This is a genomic window from Allobosea caraganae, from assembly GCF_003351345.1.
Classification (GTDB): domain Bacteria; phylum Pseudomonadota; class Alphaproteobacteria; order Rhizobiales; family Beijerinckiaceae; genus Allobosea; species Allobosea caraganae.
On record NZ_QQTO01000039.1, the window covers coordinates 24,278 to 44,581 of the forward strand.

Sequence of the window (20,304 nt, forward strand, 5' to 3'; positions counted from 1 at the left end):
CGCCACAAGGGCGACCATGACGCGTCTTGCCGGTGGCGACGTCTCGCCTCAGCCCTGCTCGCTCTTGACCAGCACCGGCGCGAAGGTCTCGGTCGCCTTCTTCAGCTCGGCCGCCACGTCAGCGCCGCCGAGCGCATTGGTCAGCGCGACGCCGAAGACGTCGCGGAACTCGGTCACCGGCACGATCTGCGGCAGCGCGGCGCGCGCGACCTTGGCCGAGCCGAGCAGGCACTCGAAATACTGCTTGCCGAACTTCGACTGCGAGATCGTCTCGGTGTCGAGATAGGCCGAGGCGCGGCCGGGCGCGCCAGCGCCGGCCTTGAGCATGGCGATCTGTTGGGCCTTGTTGGTCATGAACTGGAGGTAGAGCCAGGCGGCCTGCTTCTTCTGCGAGCCGCGCGAGATGCCCATGCCGTCGGCGAACATGCCAGCATGCTGCGCCTTCGGTCCCGGCGGCGTGATGCCGTAGCCGACCTTGCCGACGATGCGCGACTTGGTCGGGTCCTCCAGCGGCGTGGCGAAGCCGATGCCGTCGAGCCACATCGCGGCGCGGCCCTGCATGAAGGTGGTCTGGCACTCGTTCCAGTTGAAGCCGACCTGACCGGCCGGGCCGCTCTCGCGGTTGAGCTTCTTGTAGAGCTCGCCGGCCCAGGCCGCCTCGGGCGTGTCGGTGAGGAGCTTGCCCTCGGGCGAGGTCGTCTCGATGCCCTGGCCGAGCAGCAGGCTGGCCCAGACCGGGACGTTGGCGTTCTTCAGGCCGCGCGAGACGAAGCCGGCAATGCCCTTGGCCGGGTCATGCAGCTTGGCCGCGACCGTGGCCATCTCGTCCATTGTCTTCGGGTAGGCCACGCCCTTCGCGTCGAAGAGCTCCTTGTTGTAGTAGATCATCCAGTAGTCGACGAAGAACGGGATCGTATCGAGCGATCCATCGGCCTGCCTGGCATAGGCGACGGGGCCCGCGCCGAAATCGGCGAAGTCGAAATCAGGCGCGGTCAGCGAGGCGTCCTTGATATAGGGCGTCAGGTCCTCGAACCACTTGCCTTTGGCGGCCATGCGCTTCTGCACGTGCAGCGAGATGCCGCTGACGTCGAAGCTCGGCTTGCCCGAGGCGAACTCGATCACTGCCTTCTGGCGCTGCTGCTGCTCCGGCACCTGCTCGGCCGAGACCTTGATGCCGGTGAGTTCGGTGAACTCCTTCTCGGCGGCCTGCATCAGGTCGGAGCGCGGGTTCTTCACCAGCAGCACGTCGATGGTGGTGCCCGAGAAGCGCTTCCAGTTGAACGCGGCCTGCGCGCGGGCCTCGCGCAGCACCATCGGCGAGCCGATCGCGCCGGCAGCACCCAAGGCCACCGCCCCGCGCAGCAGCGCGCGCCGGCTCGGCTTCAGAATCGTGTCTGTCATGATTGTCCTCCCTATGGACCTATGGCCACGGCCCGTTCGCGGGCCTGTTGCTTTTCTGGCGGCGACCAGTCTGCCGACCTTGCGTCGCCTGCTCAATCCGGTCGTGACGCTAATCCGCTTTCAAGCCGGTTGCAAGCTAACATGTTGGCGTGCACATAGTGCTTGCAGACTCGCTCGGATTGCTCCGCCATGCTCACCCCACGCACACTCGCCTCCCCAAAATCCTCCATCGTCATCCCGGCCGGAGCGTAGCGCAGCGCCGGGATCCATCGTAGGGCTCGGCGCTCGACGATGGATCCCGGAGCAGCGCGGCAAGGCCGCTTGTCCGGGATGACCGCAAATGATCGGCAAGGCGCACGAGGCGGAGGCAGGACGACAATGCGAATCGACGCCCACCACCATGTCTGGACGCTCGCCCGCGGCGATTACGGCTGGCTGACGCCGGCGCTCGGCCCGATCTACCGCGATTTCGGCCCGGACGACCTCGCCCCCCTCCTCGCCAAGCACGGCATCGACCGCACCATCCTGGTCCAGGCCGCGCCGACCGAGGCCGAGACGGCGTTCATGCTCGGCATCGCCGCCCGCACGCCGCTCATTGCCGGCGTCGTCGGCTGGTGCGATTTCGAGGCGCCGGATGCCCCCGAGCGCATCGCCAGGCTGAGCGCCGACCCGCTGCTCGTGGGCTTAAGGCCCATGGTCCACGACATCCCCGACCCGAACTGGCTGGCGAAGCCCGCGCTCGCCCCGGCCTTCGAGGCGCTGATCGCGCATGACCTCACCTTCGACGCGCTGCTGAAGCCGCAGCACATCAGGCCGCTGCTGACGCAGCTCGACCGCCACCCCGACCTCGCCTGCGTCATCGACCACGCCGCCAAGCCCGACCTCGTCGGCGGCGAGATCGCGGCCTGGCGCGACGACATCAGCGCTGTCGCCGCCCGGCCGCAGGTCTTCTGCAAGCTCTCTGGCCTGGTCACGGAAGCCGGCGCGGACTGGACGATCGAAACCTTGAGCCCGGTTTTCGACCATCTTCTCGCCAGCTTCGGCCCTGACCGCCTGATCTTCGGCAGCGACTGGCCGGTGCTGACGCTGCGCGCCGAGTATTCGCGCTGGGTCGAGACCGTCGAGCAACTCCTCGCCGGCCTGCCGGATACCGATCGCGCCGCGATCATGGGCGGCAACGCCCGCCGCTTCTATCTCTCGCACAGGGGACGCAACTGACATGCTGAAGGGCCTCGACCCGGTGCTGAGCGCCGATCTGCTCTGGGTGCTGGCCGCCATGGGCCATGGCGACGACCTCGCCCTCGTCGACGCCAACCACCCGGCCGAGACGATCGCCCGCGCCACCACCAGCGGCCGGCTGATCACCTTGCCCGGCATCAGCTTCGCGCGGGCCGCCCGCGCCATCCTCTCCGTGCTGCCGATCGACGATTTCGAGCCAGCCCCGATCCGCCGCATGGAGGTCGTCGGCGATCCCACCGAGATTCCGGCCGTGCAGGCGGAGGCCCAGGCCGAGATCGACCGCGCACTCGGCCGCCCCGCCCCGGCCGTCGGCATCGAGCGCTTCGCGTTCTACGAGGCGGCCAAGAAGAGCTTCGCCGTGGTCCAGGCGGGCGATCCGCGTGCCTATGGCTGTTTCCTCTTGCGTAAGGGCGTGATTACCGGCGAGCCGGGATAAGCCCAGCCATGCGCGCCAGGGCTGGCGGTCAGGCCTTTAAGGCGGCAGGATCGCCGCGACGGCAGGGCGCGAATCCTTGCCTCGCCCGCTTGGAGGAACCGGCCATGGCTCGCGCGACCGCGCATATCGGCACGACGAATTTCGCCACCACGATCAAGGTCGGCGAGCGCACCATCATCTCGGATGAGCCGACAGCGCTCGGCGGGCTCGACGCCGGCCCCGCGCCCTACGACCTGCTGCTCGCCGCGCTCGGCGCCTGCACCGCGATCACCTTGCGGATGTACGCCCAGCGCAAGGAGTGGAACCTGACCGCCGTCGACATCGAGCTGCACCACGCCTCGCAGGACAAGCGCTCGCACATCACGCGCAGCATCAAGCTGAGCGGAGACCTGTCCGAGGAGCAGCGCGCGCGCATCGCCGAGATCGCCGAGCGCACCCCGGTGACGCTGACTCTGAAGAACGGCGCTGATATCGCGACCACGGTCGAGGGATAGGGCTAGCCAGAGATCGGCGCATCCCGCGCGGCCTCGTCCTGCTGCGCCGCCTCGCGCTGCAGCAGGCGCTGGTAGGCCAGGCCGATGCCGACGAGGCAGGCGCCCAGCCCGATGAAGGACAGCGCCCGCAGCAGGCCCTCCAGCCCGGACATGTCGACCAGGAAGGCCTTGCAGATCGCGACCGTGACCACGCCGAGCGAGGCCAGCCGCAAATCCTTCGATTGCAGCCGGAAGCCGAGCGCCAGCAGCGCCACGCCATAGAGCAGGATCGCGGCCGAATAGGCGTAGAGCTCGGCCGCGCTTCCGGCCTCGGCCAGCAGGTCGGGGCCGACGAACCAGCGCCGCACCTCGATCAGCACATAGGCCAGGCCGCCGATGATCGCGGTGGCGCCGAAGATGCGTCGCGCCAGCGGCGTAGCGACGTGCTCGCGGGTCCAGCGCGCCGCCGTAAAGGCGAGAACCGCCGGCACGAGATAGCCGATCAGCGCGTTGTCGAGGATGAGCGGCCCGGCAAGCGGCATCTCGGTCACCAGAGGGTTGGCGATCCCGCCCGAGAACAGGGCGAAGGCGCCGCATGAGGCCACGGCCGCGCTGCCGGCGCTCACGCTGACCGGCCGTCCGAGAAGCCTGACGGAGCCGGCGACCATCGCAAAAATGGCCGCGACGAAGCCCAGCGAGGCGTAGCACCCCGCCTCGGCCAAGGTAACCGGCACCTCCGAGACCAGCATCGGCCCATGGAAGCCGTGGCGCAGCAGCAGGAAGGCGCCGAGCAACGCGACTGCCGTCGCGGTTCTGGCGAAGGCCTGGCTGATCCGCGGCCGCGCGTCGCGCATCCAGAAGGCCGCGCCGGCAAACGCGAGCGCCGCCGCGCCATAACCCCACAGGATGCGGTTGAAGACGACCGGGCCGGAGACGCCGCTCTGGTCGAGCAGAGGATTGCGCCAGAGGCCGAGCGCGAGCGCGGCCCAGGCGATGGCCAGCAAGGCCAGCCCGCGCAAGGCGAAGCTGGTGACGCGGTTGTCCGAGGCCTCGTGCCAGATGCGCGCCGCTGCCGTCAGCGCGAGCAGCACGATGGTGATCATCACCGCCTCGGAGAAGCCGAGGATATATCCATCCGCCGGCATCAGTTGCGGGCCGGCGAAGGCGTGCCGGACGATCAGCACGACGCCGAGCGGGACCAGGACCGCCGCACAGGCGTTCAGCGCCTCGCCAACACGCGAGCGACCCTGGCGCGACAGCGCGAAGCCGAGCCCACCGAGCAGGCCGCCGACGAGCACATAGAGCAGCAGCCGGTTCAGGATCGGCCATCCCGTCACCGAGGTTCCGTCGAAAAGCGGATTGAGCAGCGCGCCCAGGCCACCGACGCTCAGCACCATCAGCACGGCGGCGGCGATATCCGAGGCGACGCCGAAGACGCGCCCGCCCAGGCGGCGCGCGAGCACCTGGAACCCGGCGCCAAGGAGCCCGACTGCCGCGACATGGGCGGCGGCCTCCTGGAACAGGCTGTTGCGCGCGTTGAAGAAGTAATGGTCCTCGATCAGCTTCCAGCTCGGCATGAGGTCGGGTCCGGCGAAGAACTGCCGGACCTCCAGCAGCACGAAGGCCGCGCCGAACAGGGCAGCCATGGCCTCGTGTACGCTGCGCGGCCGGTCCTGCCTGCCGCGCAGCGCCAGCGCGCCGATGGCGAAGCACAAGGCCGGCAAGGCATAGGCCGGGATCAGCCAGTTGAAGACGGGCCAGGAGCCCATGTCGCTGAGCGGCGGCTGCCAGATCAGGCGCGCGAGTGCAGCCGTCGCCAGCGCCGCTGACATGCTGCGCAGAAGCGGGATGGGCCGCAAGCTGGCGACGATCGCGACGCCGGCAGCCGCAATGGCAAGCCCGACCACGAGCCAGGTCTCGCGCAGCGCGAAGGCGACAGCCAAGCCAAGCGCGATCGAGCCGCCGGCGGCATAGGCTGCGGAGCCGATCAGCGCCAGCGGGTTGGTCCGCGATTTCGTGCTGCGCCGCTCGACCGGCAAGAGGAATTCCGAGGCGGCGAAGAGCGCGATGGTCAAGCCCAGCGCCAGCGCCGCAAAGCCGGGCGAGCGTTCGAAGCCGTTGCTGCGCAGCGCCGTCGCCAGCAGCAGGCAGACCGGCCCGAGCGCGGAGGCGAAGGCGAGGCAACCGCGGGTGATGAACCCGCCTGCCCCGGCGCGGCTGCGCGTCAGCAGCGCGTAGAAAGGCAACCCGCCGACGAATAGCGCCAGCGCCGCGGCGGTCCAGGCAATGCCCGGCCCGGCATTGCCGGTGAAGCTCAGCCTGACCAAGTCGAAGAACAGGTCGGGCGTGATGCCGAAGGAGCCCTCCCGGCTCGGCCAGAGCAGTACCATCCCAGCCGCCGCTGCCGCGGCCAGAGGCGCCAGGGGGGCGAGGTCGCGGTGGCGGATTGCGGCGACGATGGCGACGAGCACCGTGACCAGGATCGCCGCATGCAGCGGCGCGGGCCCGCCAAAGGCCACCCAGATGACGCCGGACAGGACCAGCGGCACCGCTATCGCGATGAGCCCGGTCGCGTCGAAGCCGGCGATCAGCCAGGCGCCCTCGGCATCCCGCCCGCGCCACGCCGGCCATTCCTTCAGCAGCGCCAGCGCGAGCACCGCCGCGATGACGAGCAGGACGGCCGGCCAGAGCACGCCATGCCCCGCGAACGCGATCAGGAGGGTCCAGATGCCATGGCCGGCGACCGCGCCGAGCGTCACGACCCGGCTCGGCCGGCGCGCAGGCAGGAGGAAGGCGACGGTGGTGACGAAGCCGAGGAACAACGCCAGCGACGCGATGCTCGGCGCCGTGCTGCTCACCAGCAGCGGCGTGACATAGGAGCCGACGAGGCCGAACAGTCCGAGCACGGGGCCATGGACCAGCGAGGCCGCAAGCGCCGCCAGACCGATCGCCGCCATCAGCGCGAAGGCGAGCGTCGGCCCGATGAAGCCATAGAGCCCATAGGCCGCATAGACGACGCCGAAGCCGCTGAGCACGCTGACGCCGGCCAGCACGCCGGGAATGTTCGCGCCCGCAAGATGCCTGAGCGCCGCCGGCAGCGCCACGTCCCGGCGCCGCAGGTACTCGCTGGCCGCGGCGGCCACAAGCGCGAAGGCCGCCCCCATCAGCAGCCTGACGCCGGGGCCGAAGACCCCGGACTCGATCGAATAGCGCACGAGGAAGAGCCCGCCGAAGGCGAGCGCGACGCCGCCGACCCAGACGGCCCAGCGCGAGCCGATCGCCTCCTCGAAATCGCGGCGGGCCGCGGCTGGGGCAGGCTCCGGCGGCTGCCCATCCTGCGGCGGCAGGGCCTCGAACCGTGCGTCCGCGGCATCGGTATAGGAATAGGCCGGCTCGGCCACGCCTTCGCGCGCGGCCTCGGCAAGCACCTCGTCTGCGGGCGGGGCCTGCGCAGGCATGCTCGCTTCCATGGCTACATTCGCCGGCGCGTTCGGCGCGGCCTCTTCCCGCACCGGCGCGAGGCCAAAGGCGGGCTGAAGCGCGGTATCGGACGCCGTTTGCGGTGCAGGTTCATCGGCAGCGATGGGATGCGGAGGCATCGCCGGCAACCATCCGGCTCCGAAATCCGGAGCCGTCTCGGCGCTTTCCAGAACGGCTGGATTACCACCTAGCGCAATCACCGCCGCACGGAGCGCCGCGATCTCGGCCTGCTGCCGCGTGGCCAGCGCCAGGGCCCTGCGGGCGCGCGAAAGAGCGGCAAAAGCCGCCCACGGCACGCCGATCAGGAAGCCCAGCACGAGCAGGACGAGCAGCAGCCAGTCTTCCATGATGAATCGTCAGCCCCGCCCAGCCCGTCACAGGCTCATGGTAGCCGAGATAGCGTGCAATCCGGCGCGGTGTCCAATGACGCACCGAAACCTCCAGACTAAAGACGCCTCGCCATTGCTGAAGCGTCAGGTAGTCAACAGATCTGGACCGCCGCCATCCCGAAAGCCTGGGATGACCAAACTGATCTATCGGTGAACGCAGCTCGCGACTTCACGCATTTCAGCCTGAGCACCGGCAAATACCCTCAGGGTCTTCAGCTGCGCAGCGCCATGCCCTGGCTGTCGAAGACGTGGCAGATCGCGGGGTCGATCCGCAGCGGCACGTTCTCGCCCTGCTGCACGCGCAATTGCCCAGCCGCGGAAATGGTCAGGTTCTCGCCGCCCGCCGTGGTGGTGTAGAGCACGGTCCCGCCGCCGAGATGCTCGACGAGTTGGACCTTCACCTCGCCCAGCACCTCGCCCGCCTCGCCGCCGACGGCGATGTGCTCGGGCCGGACGCCGAAGGTCAGCGGCTCGTCCTGGCCCACGGCCAGCGCCGCATCGAGCGAGACGTTGCGGCCGGCGACCTCGATCGTGTTGCCCGCAGCACCGGCGCGGGCCGCCAGGAAGTTCATCTTCGGCGAGCCGATGAAGCCGGCGACGAACTGGTTGGCCGGCTTGTTGTAGAGCTCGAGCGGCGCGCCGGCCTGCATCACGATGCCATCGCGCAGCACCACGATCTTGTCGGCCATGGTCATGGCCTCGACCTGATCGTGGGTGACGTAGATCATCGTGTTGCCGAGGTCCTGGTGCAGCTTGGCGATCTCGACGCGCATCTGCACGCGCAGTTCCGCGTCGAGGTTCGAGAGCGGCTCGTCGAACAGGAAGATTTTTGGCTCGCGCACGATCGCGCGGCCGATGGCGACGCGCTGGCGCTGGCCGCCGGAGAGCGCGCGCGGGCGGCGCTGCAGATAGCTCTCGATCTTCAGGATCTTGGCGACGCGCTGCACGCGCTCGTCGATCTCGGCCTTCTTGTAGCCGGCCGTCTCCAGGCCGAAGGCGAGGTTCTTGTAGACCGTCATATGCGGATAGAGCGCGTAGGACTGGAACACCATGGCGATGCCGCGCTGCGAGGCGGGAACGTCGTTCATGCGCTCGCCGTCGATGAGGAGATCACCGCCCGTGATCTTCTCGAGCCCCGCGATCATGCGCAGCAGCGTGGACTTGCCGCAGCCGGAGGGGCCGACGAAGACCACGAACTCGCCGGGGTCGATCGTCAGGTCGATGCCATGGATGACCTCGACCGCGCTGTAGCGCTTCACCACCTTGTTGAGCTTGATGCTCGTCGCCATGTCGTCCTCCGCATTTCCCGGCTACCGCGCCGCCGTTCCGGCTTGTGACAGCGATCGCCCGTGGTCTTCTTCTGTCGGTTCAGTGCCCGTTCGGACGCCAGCTCGCATATTTCGGATGCTCCGGCCCGATCGGCAGGGCGATATCCGCGCCGGTCTGGGCCGAATGATAGAAGGCCGTCGCCAGCTCCAGCGCCTGGCGTGCGTCGGCGACGGTCACCGGCACCGGGCCGCGCCCGTTCAGCGCCTCGTGAAAGGCGTCCATCTGGCCGAGGAAGCGGCGGCCGACCGGCTGGTAGTCAGCCAGCAGGGCATCGATCCGCGCCGCGACCGCGTCATTCGCCGGCAGGATCGTCCAGGGGTCATCGCCCGGCGAATAGGCGGCGCCGGCGCTCTCGAAGGTGACGTTCTCGAAGCAGAGCCTGAGCCGGCTGATCTCGTTCTGCGAGCCCAGCGTCGCGCTCGACGCGACCAGCGCCCCGCTCGCCATCTCCAGCGAGGCGGCGACGCAATCCTCGACCTCGATCGCGTTCACCCGCGTCACCGCCCGGGCGAACAGTTTTGAGACCGGCCCCATCAGGTAGGTCAGCATGTCGTGGATATGGATGGCGTGGGTCATCAGCACGCCGCCGAGCTCGGTCTCCCATTTGCCGCGCCACGGCACCTCGTAATAGGTGGCGGTGCGCTTCCAATGGGTCTCGACCGTGCCGAGATAGGGCTTGCCGGCGATGCCGGCGTCGATGATGCGCTTGGCCTTCTGGGCGCCGTCGCCATAGCGGTACTGGAAGACCGGCATCAGGATGCGGCCGCTCCCGGCCTCCGCCTCCTGCATCAGGTCGACATCCCTCAGCGAGCCGACCAGAGGCTTCTCGCAGACGACATGCTTGCCGGCGGCAAGCGCCTTGGTGACCAGCTCGAAATGCGTCGCCGGCGGCGTGCAGAGGTCGATGACGTCGATGTCGTCGCGCACCAGCAGCTCGTCGAAGGATGTCGTCCGGCTCTCGAACGAAAACTCGTCGGCGACCTTGTCGAGCCGCTCCTGGTTGAGGTCGCAGACGGCGGCGAGGCGCCAGCGCTCGGGCCGCGGCGCATAACCCTCGGCGATATGCGAGCGGCCGATATTGCAGCCGACGACGGCGACGGACTTCACTTCACTCATCAGACAGTCTCTCGCGGGTCTTTGGCCGGCAATCTGCCGGTTTCGGCCAAATGTTGGGCGTTGAGGGCGATCTCCATCGCCTTGAAGCAGCGCGCCTGCGGCATGGCCGTCTCCGTGCGGTCGAGGACATCGGCGATCAGCTGGCGGCCATAGGGCAGCTCGACCGAGGAGCAGTCGATATGCTGCATGCCCTTGCGGTCGACGAGGAAGAGGTGGTCCTTGCCCGGCCGTCCGGCGACGTCGAGGTACTTGCGCAGCTCGATCGTGCCATGCGTGCCGATGATGGTCAGGCGGCCATCGCCCCAGGTCGGCAGGCCATCGGGCGTGAACCAGTCGACCCGGATATAGCCGGTGACGCCACCGGCCGTGCGCAGATGCATGTCGCCGACATCCTGCAGGCCCGGCTTGTCGGGGTTGGCGCGGTTGCCGACGGAGGCCGAGAGGATCTCGGCATCATCGGCCCCAGCGAAGAACAGGAACTGCTCGCATTGATGCGAGGCGATGTCGGTCAGGACGCCGCCATAGCGCTCGCGCTCGAAGAACCAGCTGGGCCGCTCCGGCTTGCGCAGGCGGTGCGGCCCCATTCCGATCAGGTTGACGACCTCGCCGATCGCACCCGCCGCGACCAGCTCGCCGGCCTTCACGGTCGCCGCGACCTCGAAATGCTCGGAATACATGATCGAGACAATGCGCCTGGTCTCAGCCTGCACGGCCCTGACCTCGGCGAGCTGGGCGAGGCTGGTGACGCCCGGCTTGTCCAGCATCACGTCCTTGCCATGGCGCATGGCAGCGATCGCGATCGCGGCGCGGTCGGCCGGGATCGCCGCGCTGACGATCAGCTGGATCGACGGGTCCTCGTAGAGCCGGGCGACGTCCGCGGCACGCGGGATCTCCGGATACTTCGCCGCGAAGGCGGCCGCGAGATCGTCCTCGGCGGCGTAGAAGCCGGCACAGGTGGCGCCGGCGCGCCGGAGCGCGCCGATCTGGCCGTTGACGTGGTCGTGGTTGATGCCGATGACGGCGAAGTTCAGCGGTCGCATCGCAGGCATCCTCAGCGCTTCATGCCGGTGGTGGCGATGCCTTCGATCAGCAGCCGTTGGAAGAACAGGAAGATCAGGAAGATCGGGATCAGCGACAGCACCGACATCGCAAACAGCGCCCCCCAATCCGAGGTGCCGCTCGAGTCGATCAGTGAGCGCAAGCCGATCTGCACGGTGTAGGTGTGGATGTCGCCGAGATAGATCAGCGGCCCGAAGAAATCCTCCCAGGTCCAGATGAAGGAGAAGATCGCGGCGGTGGCCAGCACCGGCAGCGACAGCGGCAGCACGATCTTCCAGTAGATCCGCCAGGCGCTGCAACCGTCCATCATCGCGGCCTCGTCGAGCTCGCGCGGCAGGCCGCGGAAGAACTGGACCATCAGGAAGATGAAGAAGGCGTCGACCGCGAAATATTTCGGCACGACCAGCGGCAGCCAGGTGTTCACCCAGTCCAGCTTCAGGAAGAGCACGTATTGCGGGATCAGGGTGACGTGATAGGGCAGCATCAAGGTGCCGAGCATCAGCGCGAACCAGAAGCTCTTGCCGACGAACTCCAGCCGCGCGAAGGCGAAGGCCGTGACCGAGGCCGCCAGCACGTTGCCGATCGTCGCCAGCACCGAGATCGCCAGCGAGTTCAGGAAGAAGGTGCCGAACGAAACCTGCAAGCCGAACCAGCCGCTCTTGTAGGCCTGCAGCGTCACCTGCGACGGGATCAGCGAGGTCTGCCCGCCGAACATGTCGTCGGCCGGGCGCACCGAGCCGGAGACCATCCAGAGCAGCGGGTAGAGCATCACGAACGAGACGGCGATCAGCACCGAGTGGATCAGCACCGAGTGCAGGATCGAACGCTCCGGCGTATCGCCGGGCGGGGCGGCATGCGCGGCGTCATTCATCGTAGTGCACCCAGTAGCGCGCCGAGAGGAAGGAGAAGGTCGTGAAGACCGCGATGATCAGCACCAGCACCCAGGCCAGCGCCGAGGCATAGCCCATGCGGAAGAAGCCGAAGGCCTCCTGGTAGAGGTAGAGCGTGTAAAACAGCGTCGAGTTGATCGGGCCGCCCGTACCCGCCGAGATGATGAAGGACGGCGTGAAGGCCTTGAAGGCGTCGATCGTCTGGATGACGAAGTTGAAGAAGATCACCGGCGTCAGCAGCGGCAGGGTGATGCGGAAGAACTGCCGCGCCTTCGAGGCGCCGTCCATGTTCGCCGCCTCGTACATGTCCTGCGGGATCTGCCTGAGACCGGCGAGGAAGATGATCATCGGCGAGCCGAACTGCCAGACCGAGAGCACGACCAGCGTGTAGAGCGAGTAGTTCGGGTTGGAGATCCAGCTCGGACCGTCGATGCCGAACACCCCGAGGATCGAATTGATCAGGCCGTCCGCGGCGAAGAGCTGGCGCCAGAGCACCGCGATGGCGACCGAGCCGCCGAGCAGCGACGGCAGGTAGAACACTGCCCGGTAGAAGGGCAGGCCCTTGATGCCGCGGTTGAAGGCCATGGCCAGCGCCAGGGCGAACATCAGCTTGAACGGCACGGAAAGGATGACGTACAGGAACGTCACCTTCATCGCCGCGGCGAATTTCGCATCGCCGGTGGCCATGCGGACGTAGTTATCCATACCCACGAATTTGGGCGCCTGCAGCAGGTCGTAATCGGTGAAGGACAAATAGAGCGAGGCCAGAGCCGGGCCCAGCGTCAGGCCGAGGAAGCCGATCAGCCAGGGCGCCAGGAACATGTAGCCCGCGCCGTTGCCGGCGAAGAAAAAGCGGCCAATGCGCCCGGCTTTCGCCGGGCGCTTGCTGACCGCGACCTCTGCAGCATAGGTCGCCATTCGGGTCACCCGCGCTTGAGGATGGATACTGCCTCGGTGACGAACTTCTTGCCGCCCTCCTCCGGCGAAACGCCGAAGCCGACCTCCTGGCTGACCCGCTCCAGGACGGTGAAGACCTCGCCGGCGCCCTTGGGCGGGGACGGCGGCAGCTTGGCGGTGTAAGGGCCGAGCTTGCCGATATAGTCGACCACCGAGCGGCTGACCTCGTCCAGCGTCGGCGAGAGCAGGTCGCGCACGGCGGCCGAGGCCGGAACGCCGCGCTCGACGCCGAGGATCTTGCTGCCCTCCGGGTCGACCACCGAGTAGTTGGCGAGCTTGACGGCGATGTCGGGCGACTTCGAATCCGAGGTCACCGACCACATCTGCGACGGCTTCAGATACTGGCCGGGCTTGCCACCGGCCGTGACCGGCACGGCGGTGATCGCGAGCTTGGCCTTGTTGAGCTGCTGCAGTCCGACGAACTGGTTGGAATGCGGGAAGGCCGTCGCGGCATAGCCGAGCGTCAGGGTCGAGGTGTCGAGCGTCGACTTGTCGAGCGCCTGGACGTCGGCCGGCACGCAGCCGCCGGATTTGCGCATGTCGGCCCAGAGCTTGAACCAGCCGGCCGCGTCCTTCTCGTCGAAGCCGAGCTGCCCGGCCTCGGTGTAGAGCACCTTGCCGTGCTGGACGAGCCAGAGCTCGAAGGCCGGCTCGTGGCCGCTGGCGTCCATGGTGGCGTAGAAGCGCCTGCGCTTGTTGCCCTTGGCGAAGGCGGCGCATTTGGCGGAGAACTCGTCCCAGCTCGTGCCGAAGGTCAGCGGCTCGACGCCGGCCGCCTCCCAGGCCGCCGTGTCATAGACGGCGCAGGACGAGTTCACGCCGAGGTTGATGCCGAAGAGCTTGCCGTCGACGCTGCAGGATTCGAGGTTGGCCTTGTCGAAACCCTCGATCTTGAGCGCGCTGCCCAGATACTGGTCGAGCGGCACGATCGCGCCGCGGCGCGCGTACTCGAACATGTACCGGTAATCCATCTGGATCAGGTCGGGCGCATTGCGCCCGGCGACGCGGGTCGCGAGGCGGGGCCAGTAGTCGCTCCAGCCGGCGAACTCGGTCTTGGCGTCGATGCCGGAATTGGCCTTCTTGAAGGCGTCGACGGCCCGGTTGGTCCGGTCGGCGCGCTCCTGCGAGCCCCACCAGAACACCCTGATGTCCTTTTGCTGCGCCGCTGCCGGCCTCAGGCCCAGCAGCGAAGCGGCGGTCATGCCGGCGCCGGCGCCGAGCAGCGCGCGACGGCTAACAGAATAAGCGCTCATCGACTTTCTCCCTCGATTGGTGCGTTTCCAGATGTTGTTTTTGCTTGAACATATTGGTCTTGGCGCACTGACGCGCGCGAATTCCGGCAGGCGTCCGGGCCGCCTCAAAGCTCCGGCCTCCTGCGCCAGCCCATGCTGACACAGGCGCCGCCCCGATCCCAGTCCGCAGGCGCGACGAACCGCGCCCCGCCTGCCCCGGGCGGGCGGACGAACGAGGCTGGGCCTGCATTTCGAGCGGTGGCGAGCTGGCTTTGTGGCGTTCCATCCAGGCGTCTTCTTTTGAACCCCTTGAAAAACTCATACACTAAGATACTAGTATGTCAAAATGCATTGAGCGGCCCCGTGAAGGCCGAACAGGCGAGAACCATGGAAACCCGAGGCGAGCACGAGACTGCGGAAGGCCCTGCCCTGCGGGGCCGCTCAGCGATGTCCGGCATCCGCCCGTCGATCCGGCGCGTCACCACCGCGACGGTGATCTACGACGAGCTCTACGAGGCCATCGTCAACATGCGCCTCGTGCCGGGAACGCCTTTGCAGGAGAAGGCGCTGACGCAGCAATTCGGGGTCAGCAAGACGCCGGTGCGCGAGGCCCTGATCCGCCTGGCGGAGGAAGGGCTGGTCGACATCTTCCCGCAATCGGGCACCTTCGTCTCGCATGTGCCGCTCGGCGCGATCCCGGAGGCGCTGGTGATCCGGCTGGCGCTCGAGGACACCGCGATCAAGCGCACGGCCGAGATCGCCACCCTCGCCGACATCGCCCAGCTCGACGCCAAGCTGGCAAGCCAGCGCATGCTGGCCGAGCTCGGCGACATGGACGCTTTCCACGAGGCCGACGAGGCCTTCCACGAGGCGATCGCGCTAATCGCCGGCTATCCGAGCATCTGGAAGCTGCTGCGCCAGGTGAAGGTCCAGATCAACCGGGCCAGGCGGCTGACGCTGCCCGTCGCCGGCCGCATGCAGCAGGTCATCGGCGAGCACGTGCTCGTCCGCGACGCCATCGCCAGCCGCGACGTCGAGGCAGCGCGTGCGGCGATGCAGGCCCACCTCAACGTGGTCCTGCCCGATGTCGACCGGCTGCGCATCGAATACCCGAATTATTTCGTCTGACGCCGGCCGCCCGCCGGCACGCTCGCCGGCGCCAACGACCGGAGAGTTCGAAAACAAGAGACCGACGAGGAAATGCTGAGATGACGAATGTGGCGAGTAACGGCGTTCTGAGCGACGAGCGCCATCGCGTGGCCCTGGTCGGCACCGGCCACCGCGGCGCGGGCATGTGGGGCAAGGAGCTGCTCGCCGGCTGGCGCGACCGGGCCGAGTTCGTCGCGGTCTGCGACGTCAACGAGCTGCGCGCCAGCCACGCCCGCGCGGAGGTCGGCACCAACGCGCCGATCTTCACCGATGTCGACACGATGCTCGCCGTCGCCAAGCCCGAGATCGTCATCGTCTGCACCCGCGACGACACCCATGACGAGATCATCGTCAAGGCGCTCGAGGCCGGCTGCCGCGTCATCACCGAAAAGCCGATGACGACGACGCCGGAGAAGTGCCGCCGCATCCTCGAGGCCGAGATCCGCACCGGCCGGCAGATCGACGTGACCTTCAACTACCGCTTCGCGCCGACCGCCGCCCGCATCAAGCAGCTGTTGATGGAAAACGCCATCGGCACCGTGACCTCGGTCGATTTCCATTGGTATCTCGACACCAAGCACGGCGCCGACTATTTCCGCCGCTGGCACGCCTACGAGAAGAACTCCGGCAGCCTGTTCGTGCACAAGTCGACCCATCATTTCGACCTGCTGAACTGGTACCTGGACTCGACCGCGCTCGAGGTCTCGGCCTTCGGCACCCAGCGCAACTACGGCCGCAACGGCCCCTTCCGCGGCGAGCGCTGCATGACCTGCGCGCACACCCAGGAATGCGACTTCTACCTCGACATCCGCAAGGACCCGTGGCTCAACACGCTCTACGACGAGCCGGCCGAGGTCGATGGCTATTTCCGCGACGGCTGCCTCTATCGCGAGGACATCGACATCCCCGACACGATGACGGCGATGCTGCGCTACGAGAACGGCGTGATCGTCTCCTACTCGCTCAACACCTACATGCCGATCGAGGGCCATCACCTCGCCTTCAACGGCACCAAGGGCCGCATCGAGATCCGCCAGTACGAGCGCCAGGCCTTCGAGACGCCGGATTACGACGAGATCCTGCTGATGAAGAACTTCGGCAAGGTCGAGCGCATCCGCGTGCCGCATTACAGCGGCGGCCATTTCGGCGGCGACGACCGCCTGCGCGACATGCTCTTCCGCCCGGGCACGCCCGATCCGCTCGGCCAGCGCGCCGGCGCGCTGGCTGGCGCCATGTCGATGCTCTGCGGCGCCGCCGCGCTCGCCAGCGTCAAGCAGGGCCGCCCGATCAAGCTCAAGGAACTGGGCGGATTGCCGGATGGTATCCAGATCTAAGCTGCGCGGTCTTGCCTTAGGGTAGCCCGCCGAATACATGCCGGCGAGCGGGTCATGGCCCGCCTCGCCGGCATTGCTCCACAGCAAACACCCAGGCCGGCATCGGCCTCAACCTTTGATTCCCCAAGCGGCACCCGCGCAATCACTGCGCGCACGACATCCGTGGCCGAGGCGAAATCATGCGACGACCTCACGGCCGCGTGAATTTCTTAAGTTTCTCGTGCGAGCCTGCTTGAATCTCAAGTAGTGGACCGCAGCGTTGGCTCAGCCTCCGGCGAATATATCCCCCGAGCCGCGGCCGGTCGCCATCACCGGCGCCGGCGTCGAACGCCTGCTGCGCGCCTGCTCGGTGGACGAAGCCGTGCTCGAAACGGCGCGCTCCCTGCTGTCCATCGTCACGGCCACGACCAACGCCGCCTGCCACGATTACTGCGACCATCTCGAGCGCTCCGTCCCCGACATGAAGCCGCATGTCGAGCGCCACCGGCAGCAAATCGTCGCGGCCGAGGAGCAGCACCTGAAGCTGGTCTTCAGCGGCTCCTTCGGCGACGCCTACATTGCCGACCTGACCAGGGCGACCGAGACCGAATACGGCGACGTGCTGGGCATCCGCACCCGCCTCGCCACGACGCTGCGCCTGATCGACCCGCTCTTCCAGGAGATCGGCCGGCGCCGCCGCTTCAAGGGCCGCAAGGCGGCGGAGGAATGCGCCGCCCTCGCCCGGCTGATCCTCTGCGACGCCATCGCCGCGACCTCCTGCCACCAGCGCGCCAGCCGCATCGGCCTGAAGCGCCGCGAGCACGAGCTCCACGTCGCGGCCACCACCTTCCAGGACAGCGTCGCGGCCCTTGCCGAAAGCCTGCGCACCGCCGCCACGATGCTGCGCGGCAGCGCCGCCGCCAGCCTCGACCGCAGCGGCCATGCCGGCCGGGAAGCCACGACCGCCGAGGAGGCGGCGCGCAACTGCTCGCAGCGCATCGGCCGCACCGCGGAGGCGACCCACGAACTGGTGCGGGCGCTCGACCTCGTCAGGACCGAGTCGCAGGAGGCCGCGACCATCACCGGCCAAGCCGTCGTCGACACGCGGGAGGTCACCGCCGCCATTGCCGGCCTTGCCGATGCTGCCCGCCTGATCGGCTCGATCGTGACCCTGATCCAGCAGATCGCCAACCAGACCAACCTGCTCGCCCTCAACGCCACGATCGAGGCGGCGCGCGCGGGCGAAGCCGGCAAGGGCTTCGCGGTGGTCGCCGGCGAGGTCAAGAACCTCGCCGACCAGACCGGCAAGGCCGCAGCCGAGATCTCCTCGCAGATCGCCCAGGTCCAGGCCGCGACCGACGCCTGCGTGACGCATGTCGATTCGATCGGCGCGACGATCTCGCGGCTCGAGCTCTCGGCCGCGTCGATCGCGCAGACGGTGAAGGACCAGCTCGCCGCGACCAGCGAAATGGCCTTCAACGCCCGCGAGGTTGCCATGCTGACGCAGGAGGGCCTGTCCTCGGCCCAGGCCGCGCGCAGCTCGATCGGCGAGGTGACCAGGATGTCGGTGGAGCTCGACAGCGCCGCGGTCCAGGTCGAGGCGTCGGCAGGGCAGATCGGCGATCTGGTCGCGCATTTCCTGTCGGACCTGCGCGCGGCCTGATTCGCGTCGCGATCGCGAGCCGGCTGCCGCCCGCCACCGCCTTTCATCAACCCGTCATTTGAGCCGCCGATAGTCCGCGGCAACGCGAGAGGCGTCGCATCTCGTGCAATCGCAACGACTTGGGCGCAAAAGCAGCCGACAGGCTTATGATCGCCGCAAATGAAGACCTGATGATCGCGCGGCCCGTCGAACAAATCCCGCCGCCGCTCGCTTAACCAGAAACTCAACAGGACGACCCCCATGACCCCGGACCTTGACCGTATCAAAGCCGAGATCGCCGACAGCTTCGACGAAGAGCTGGAGATGCAGCTCGAAGAGGACCGGCTCGACGACCTGGTCGCCGAAGGCATGGAGCCGACCGGCGCGACGCTCGACCGCAAGGTCTATTTCCGCGAGCTCTTCCGGCTCCAGCACGAGCTCGTCCGGCTGCAGGACTGGGTCCAGTACAAGAAGCTCAAGGTCGTGGTCCTGTTCGAAGGTCGCGATTCCGCCGGCAAGGGCGGCGCGATCAAGCGCGTCACCCAGCGCCTCAACCCGCGCGTCTGCCGCGTCGTGGCGCTGCCGGCCCCGACCGAGCGCGAGCGCAACCAGTGGTATTTCCAGCGCTATGCCGCCCATCTGCCGACCGCCGGCGAAATGGTGCTGTTCGACCGCAGCTGGTACAACCGCGCCGGCGTCGAGCGGGTCATGGGCTTCTGCTCGCCGGACGAGCTCGAGGAGTTCTTCCGCTCGGTTCCCGAGTTCGAGCACATGCTGGTGCGCTCGGGCATCATCCTGATCAAGTACTGGTTCTCGATCACCGACGAGGAGCAGGAGTTCCGCTTCCAGATGCGCATCGCCGATCCGCTGAAGCAGTGGAAGCTCTCGCCGATGGACCTGGAGAGCCGCGTGCACTGGGAGGATTATACCCGCGCCAAGGAGGAGATGCTGGAGCGGACCCACTCCGCGCACGCGCCCTGGTGGGTGGTTCAGGCTGTCGACAAGAAGAAGGCGCGGCTCAATTGCATCGCGCACCTGCTGGCCCAGATTCCCTACGAGGACGCGCCGAAGACGGAGATCGAGCTGCCCGAGCGCATGCGCCACGAGGACTACCTGCGCAAGCCGGTGCCGGCCGAGCTGTACGTGCCGGAAGTCTACTGAGCGTCGAGCTCGGCCGAGCGTGCCGGCCGGGCTTCCATCCTGCTGCCGGCGACAAAAAAAGGAGCGGGGCGCCTGGCGCTCCCGCTCCTCCGTTCCGGCAATCTGAATCCGCTGCTCAGAAGCGGGAATAGGGCCGCGGGCCGTAGCCACGATTGCCATAGCCGCGGTGGCCGTAGCCGGGCGGCGGGCCGCCATAACCGCGGTGACCATAGCCCCGGCCATAGCTATTGCCGCGCCCATGCTGCTGGCGCCCCATGTTGCGTTGGATTTCCATCATCCGGTGCTCGCGGGTGTGACGCGTGAACTCCGCATCGACCTTGCCAAGTGCTTCAGCCACGTTCGGCGCGACCTGATCCTGCGCCGCAGCTCCGGCCTGGGCTCCCGTACCGACGCCGACGACCATCAGGCCGCCGATCATCAAGGCAATGAACGAGTTCTTTCGCATCGTCTCTCCTTCCGCGCCCGGCGGACGCCGGGTGATCTCGCAACACCCAGCCGCACGCATTGTTCCGACGCGCGTTCCGTCAGAGGGCGGCGCCTCGCGGCTTTCTCCTGCAAGCCTCGCCCGCATTTCACGACGGCGAACCAGCCCAGGGTGCCAATCTCCCCGCGCCTGGCCGGAGAGGTCAATATTCGAAGCGCCGCGAAGGATCGCCGGGGATCCGTGCCGTTCCGGCTCGGCAGGCGCAACGCATCGGGGGCAACCGGGGGCGACGGCCCTGATCTGATGGGAGGCGAAGCAGAGAAGGGCGCCTTTCGGCGCCCTTCTCGTTCAGTCGGTCGTGCCGAGCCGTCAGACGAAGCGGAAATCGTCCTGGGCGAGGCCCGCGAGCTGGACGCCCCTGAGGATGAGGCTCGTATCGGCATCGATGGTGAAGACGGTGTCGTCGCCGACCTGGTCGGCGGCCGCGAACGCCGCGTCGAGATCGACGAAGATCTCGCTCGCGAACTCCAGCACGTCCGAGCTCGAGCCCGTCGTCTTGAAGTCCGTGATCGTGTCGCGGCCGAAGCCCGTCGCGAAGACGAAGGCGTCGTGGC

General features: G+C 67.8%; 16 protein-coding genes and 1 pseudogene. 7 read left to right on the forward strand and 10 right to left on the reverse strand.

The window, feature by feature from the left end; genetic code table 11:
• Positions 1-48: 48 nt before the first annotated feature.
• Positions 49-1,401, reverse strand: a complete 1,353-nt coding sequence (locus tag DWF00_RS27500; protein WP_114832738.1) for an ABC transporter substrate-binding protein — start codon at positions 1,399-1,401, stop codon at positions 49-51.
• 378 nt (positions 1,402-1,779) lie between these two features.
• Here DWF00_RS27500 and DWF00_RS27505 point away from each other — a divergent pair, with 378 nt between their 5' ends.
• The 3 genes from DWF00_RS27505 to DWF00_RS27515 all read left to right on the forward strand — a co-directional run bounded on the left by DWF00_RS27505 (position 1,780) and on the right by DWF00_RS27515 (position 3,570).
• A complete protein-coding gene (locus tag DWF00_RS27505) occupies positions 1,780-2,619 on the forward strand; it encodes an amidohydrolase family protein (RefSeq protein ID WP_114832737.1) in 840 nt (279 codons plus the stop codon).
• Between the two features lies 1 nt (position 2,620).
• Positions 2,621-3,076, forward strand: coding sequence for an RbsD/FucU family protein (locus tag DWF00_RS27510; RefSeq protein WP_114832735.1), 456 nt, complete (start codon positions 2,621-2,623; stop codon positions 3,074-3,076).
• Positions 3,077-3,180: 104 nt separating this feature from the next.
• The gene (locus DWF00_RS27515; protein ID WP_114832734.1) at positions 3,181-3,570 is read left to right on the forward strand and encodes an OsmC family protein; all 390 of its coding nucleotides are present in this window, start codon (positions 3,181-3,183) and stop codon (positions 3,568-3,570) included.
• A 2-nt stretch (positions 3,571-3,572) separates the two neighbouring features.
• Here DWF00_RS27515 and DWF00_RS27520 read toward each other — a convergent pair whose 3' ends face one another.
• The 7 genes from DWF00_RS27520 to DWF00_RS27550 form a co-directional block, all read right to left on the reverse strand.
• On the reverse strand, positions 3,573-7,376 hold the full coding sequence (locus DWF00_RS27520; RefSeq protein WP_114832732.1) for a DUF2339 domain-containing protein: 3,804 nt from the start codon (positions 7,374-7,376) through the stop codon (positions 3,573-3,575).
• Positions 7,377-7,630: 254 nt separating this feature from the next.
• Positions 7,631-8,707 carry an ABC transporter ATP-binding protein gene (locus DWF00_RS27525; RefSeq protein ID WP_114832730.1) on the reverse strand — a complete coding sequence of 359 codons (1,077 nt, stop codon included), beginning with the start codon at positions 8,705-8,707 and terminating at the stop codon, positions 7,631-7,633.
• A gap of 79 nt (positions 8,708-8,786) precedes the next feature.
• The gene (locus tag DWF00_RS27530) at positions 8,787-9,863 is read right to left on the reverse strand and encodes a Gfo/Idh/MocA family protein (RefSeq protein WP_114832729.1); all 1,077 of its coding nucleotides are present in this window, start codon (positions 9,861-9,863) and stop codon (positions 8,787-8,789) included.
• Positions 9,863-10,903 (reverse strand): Gfo/Idh/MocA family protein, encoded by a 1,041-nt coding sequence (locus DWF00_RS27535; protein ID WP_114832773.1) that lies wholly within the window; start codon positions 10,901-10,903, stop codon positions 9,863-9,865. Before DWF00_RS27535 ends, DWF00_RS27530 begins: the two co-directional genes overlap by 1 nt.
• Before the next feature lie 11 nt (positions 10,904-10,914).
• Positions 10,915-11,793: a carbohydrate ABC transporter permease gene (locus DWF00_RS27540; RefSeq protein ID WP_114832728.1), complete on the reverse strand. Its 879-nt coding sequence runs from the start codon at positions 11,791-11,793 to the stop codon at positions 10,915-10,917.
• Positions 11,786-12,730 (reverse strand): carbohydrate ABC transporter permease, encoded by a 945-nt coding sequence (locus DWF00_RS27545; RefSeq protein WP_114832726.1) that lies wholly within the window; start codon positions 12,728-12,730, stop codon positions 11,786-11,788. The genes DWF00_RS27540 and DWF00_RS27545 overlap by 8 nt, the downstream gene beginning before the upstream one ends.
• A gap of 5 nt (positions 12,731-12,735) precedes the next feature.
• Positions 12,736-14,022: an ABC transporter substrate-binding protein gene (locus DWF00_RS27550; RefSeq protein WP_114832725.1), complete on the reverse strand. Its 1,287-nt coding sequence runs from the start codon at positions 14,020-14,022 to the stop codon at positions 12,736-12,738.
• Between the two features lie 366 nt (positions 14,023-14,388).
• On the opposite strand from DWF00_RS27550, the gene DWF00_RS27555 reads away from it, so the two are divergent.
• The 4 genes from DWF00_RS27555 to ppk2 all read left to right on the forward strand — a co-directional run bounded on the left by DWF00_RS27555 (position 14,389) and on the right by ppk2 (position 19,266).
• Positions 14,389-15,129, forward strand: coding sequence for a GntR family transcriptional regulator (locus DWF00_RS27555; RefSeq protein WP_425453188.1), 741 nt, complete (start codon positions 14,389-14,391; stop codon positions 15,127-15,129).
• Positions 15,130-15,209: 80 nt separating this feature from the next.
• Positions 15,210-16,484 carry a Gfo/Idh/MocA family protein gene (locus tag DWF00_RS27560; RefSeq protein ID WP_181832914.1) on the forward strand — a complete coding sequence of 425 codons (1,275 nt, stop codon included), beginning with the start codon at positions 15,210-15,212 and terminating at the stop codon, positions 16,482-16,484.
• A 259-nt stretch (positions 16,485-16,743) separates the two neighbouring features.
• Entirely contained in the window at positions 16,744-18,126 is a 1,383-nt protein-coding gene (locus DWF00_RS27565) for a methyl-accepting chemotaxis protein (RefSeq protein ID WP_210207959.1), read from the forward strand.
• Positions 18,127-18,366: 240 nt separating this feature from the next.
• Positions 18,367-19,266, forward strand: coding sequence for a polyphosphate kinase 2 (ppk2, locus tag DWF00_RS27570; protein ID WP_114832721.1), 900 nt, complete (start codon positions 18,367-18,369; stop codon positions 19,264-19,266).
• A 115-nt stretch (positions 19,267-19,381) separates the two neighbouring features.
• Here ppk2 and DWF00_RS27575 read toward each other — a convergent pair whose 3' ends face one another.
• Positions 19,382-19,711, reverse strand: coding sequence for a hypothetical protein (locus tag DWF00_RS27575; protein ID WP_114832719.1), 330 nt, complete (start codon positions 19,709-19,711; stop codon positions 19,382-19,384).
• Between the two features lie 348 nt (positions 19,712-20,059).
• Positions 20,060-20,304, reverse strand: a pseudogene (locus tag DWF00_RS29610) (calcium-binding protein); the annotation flags it as partial.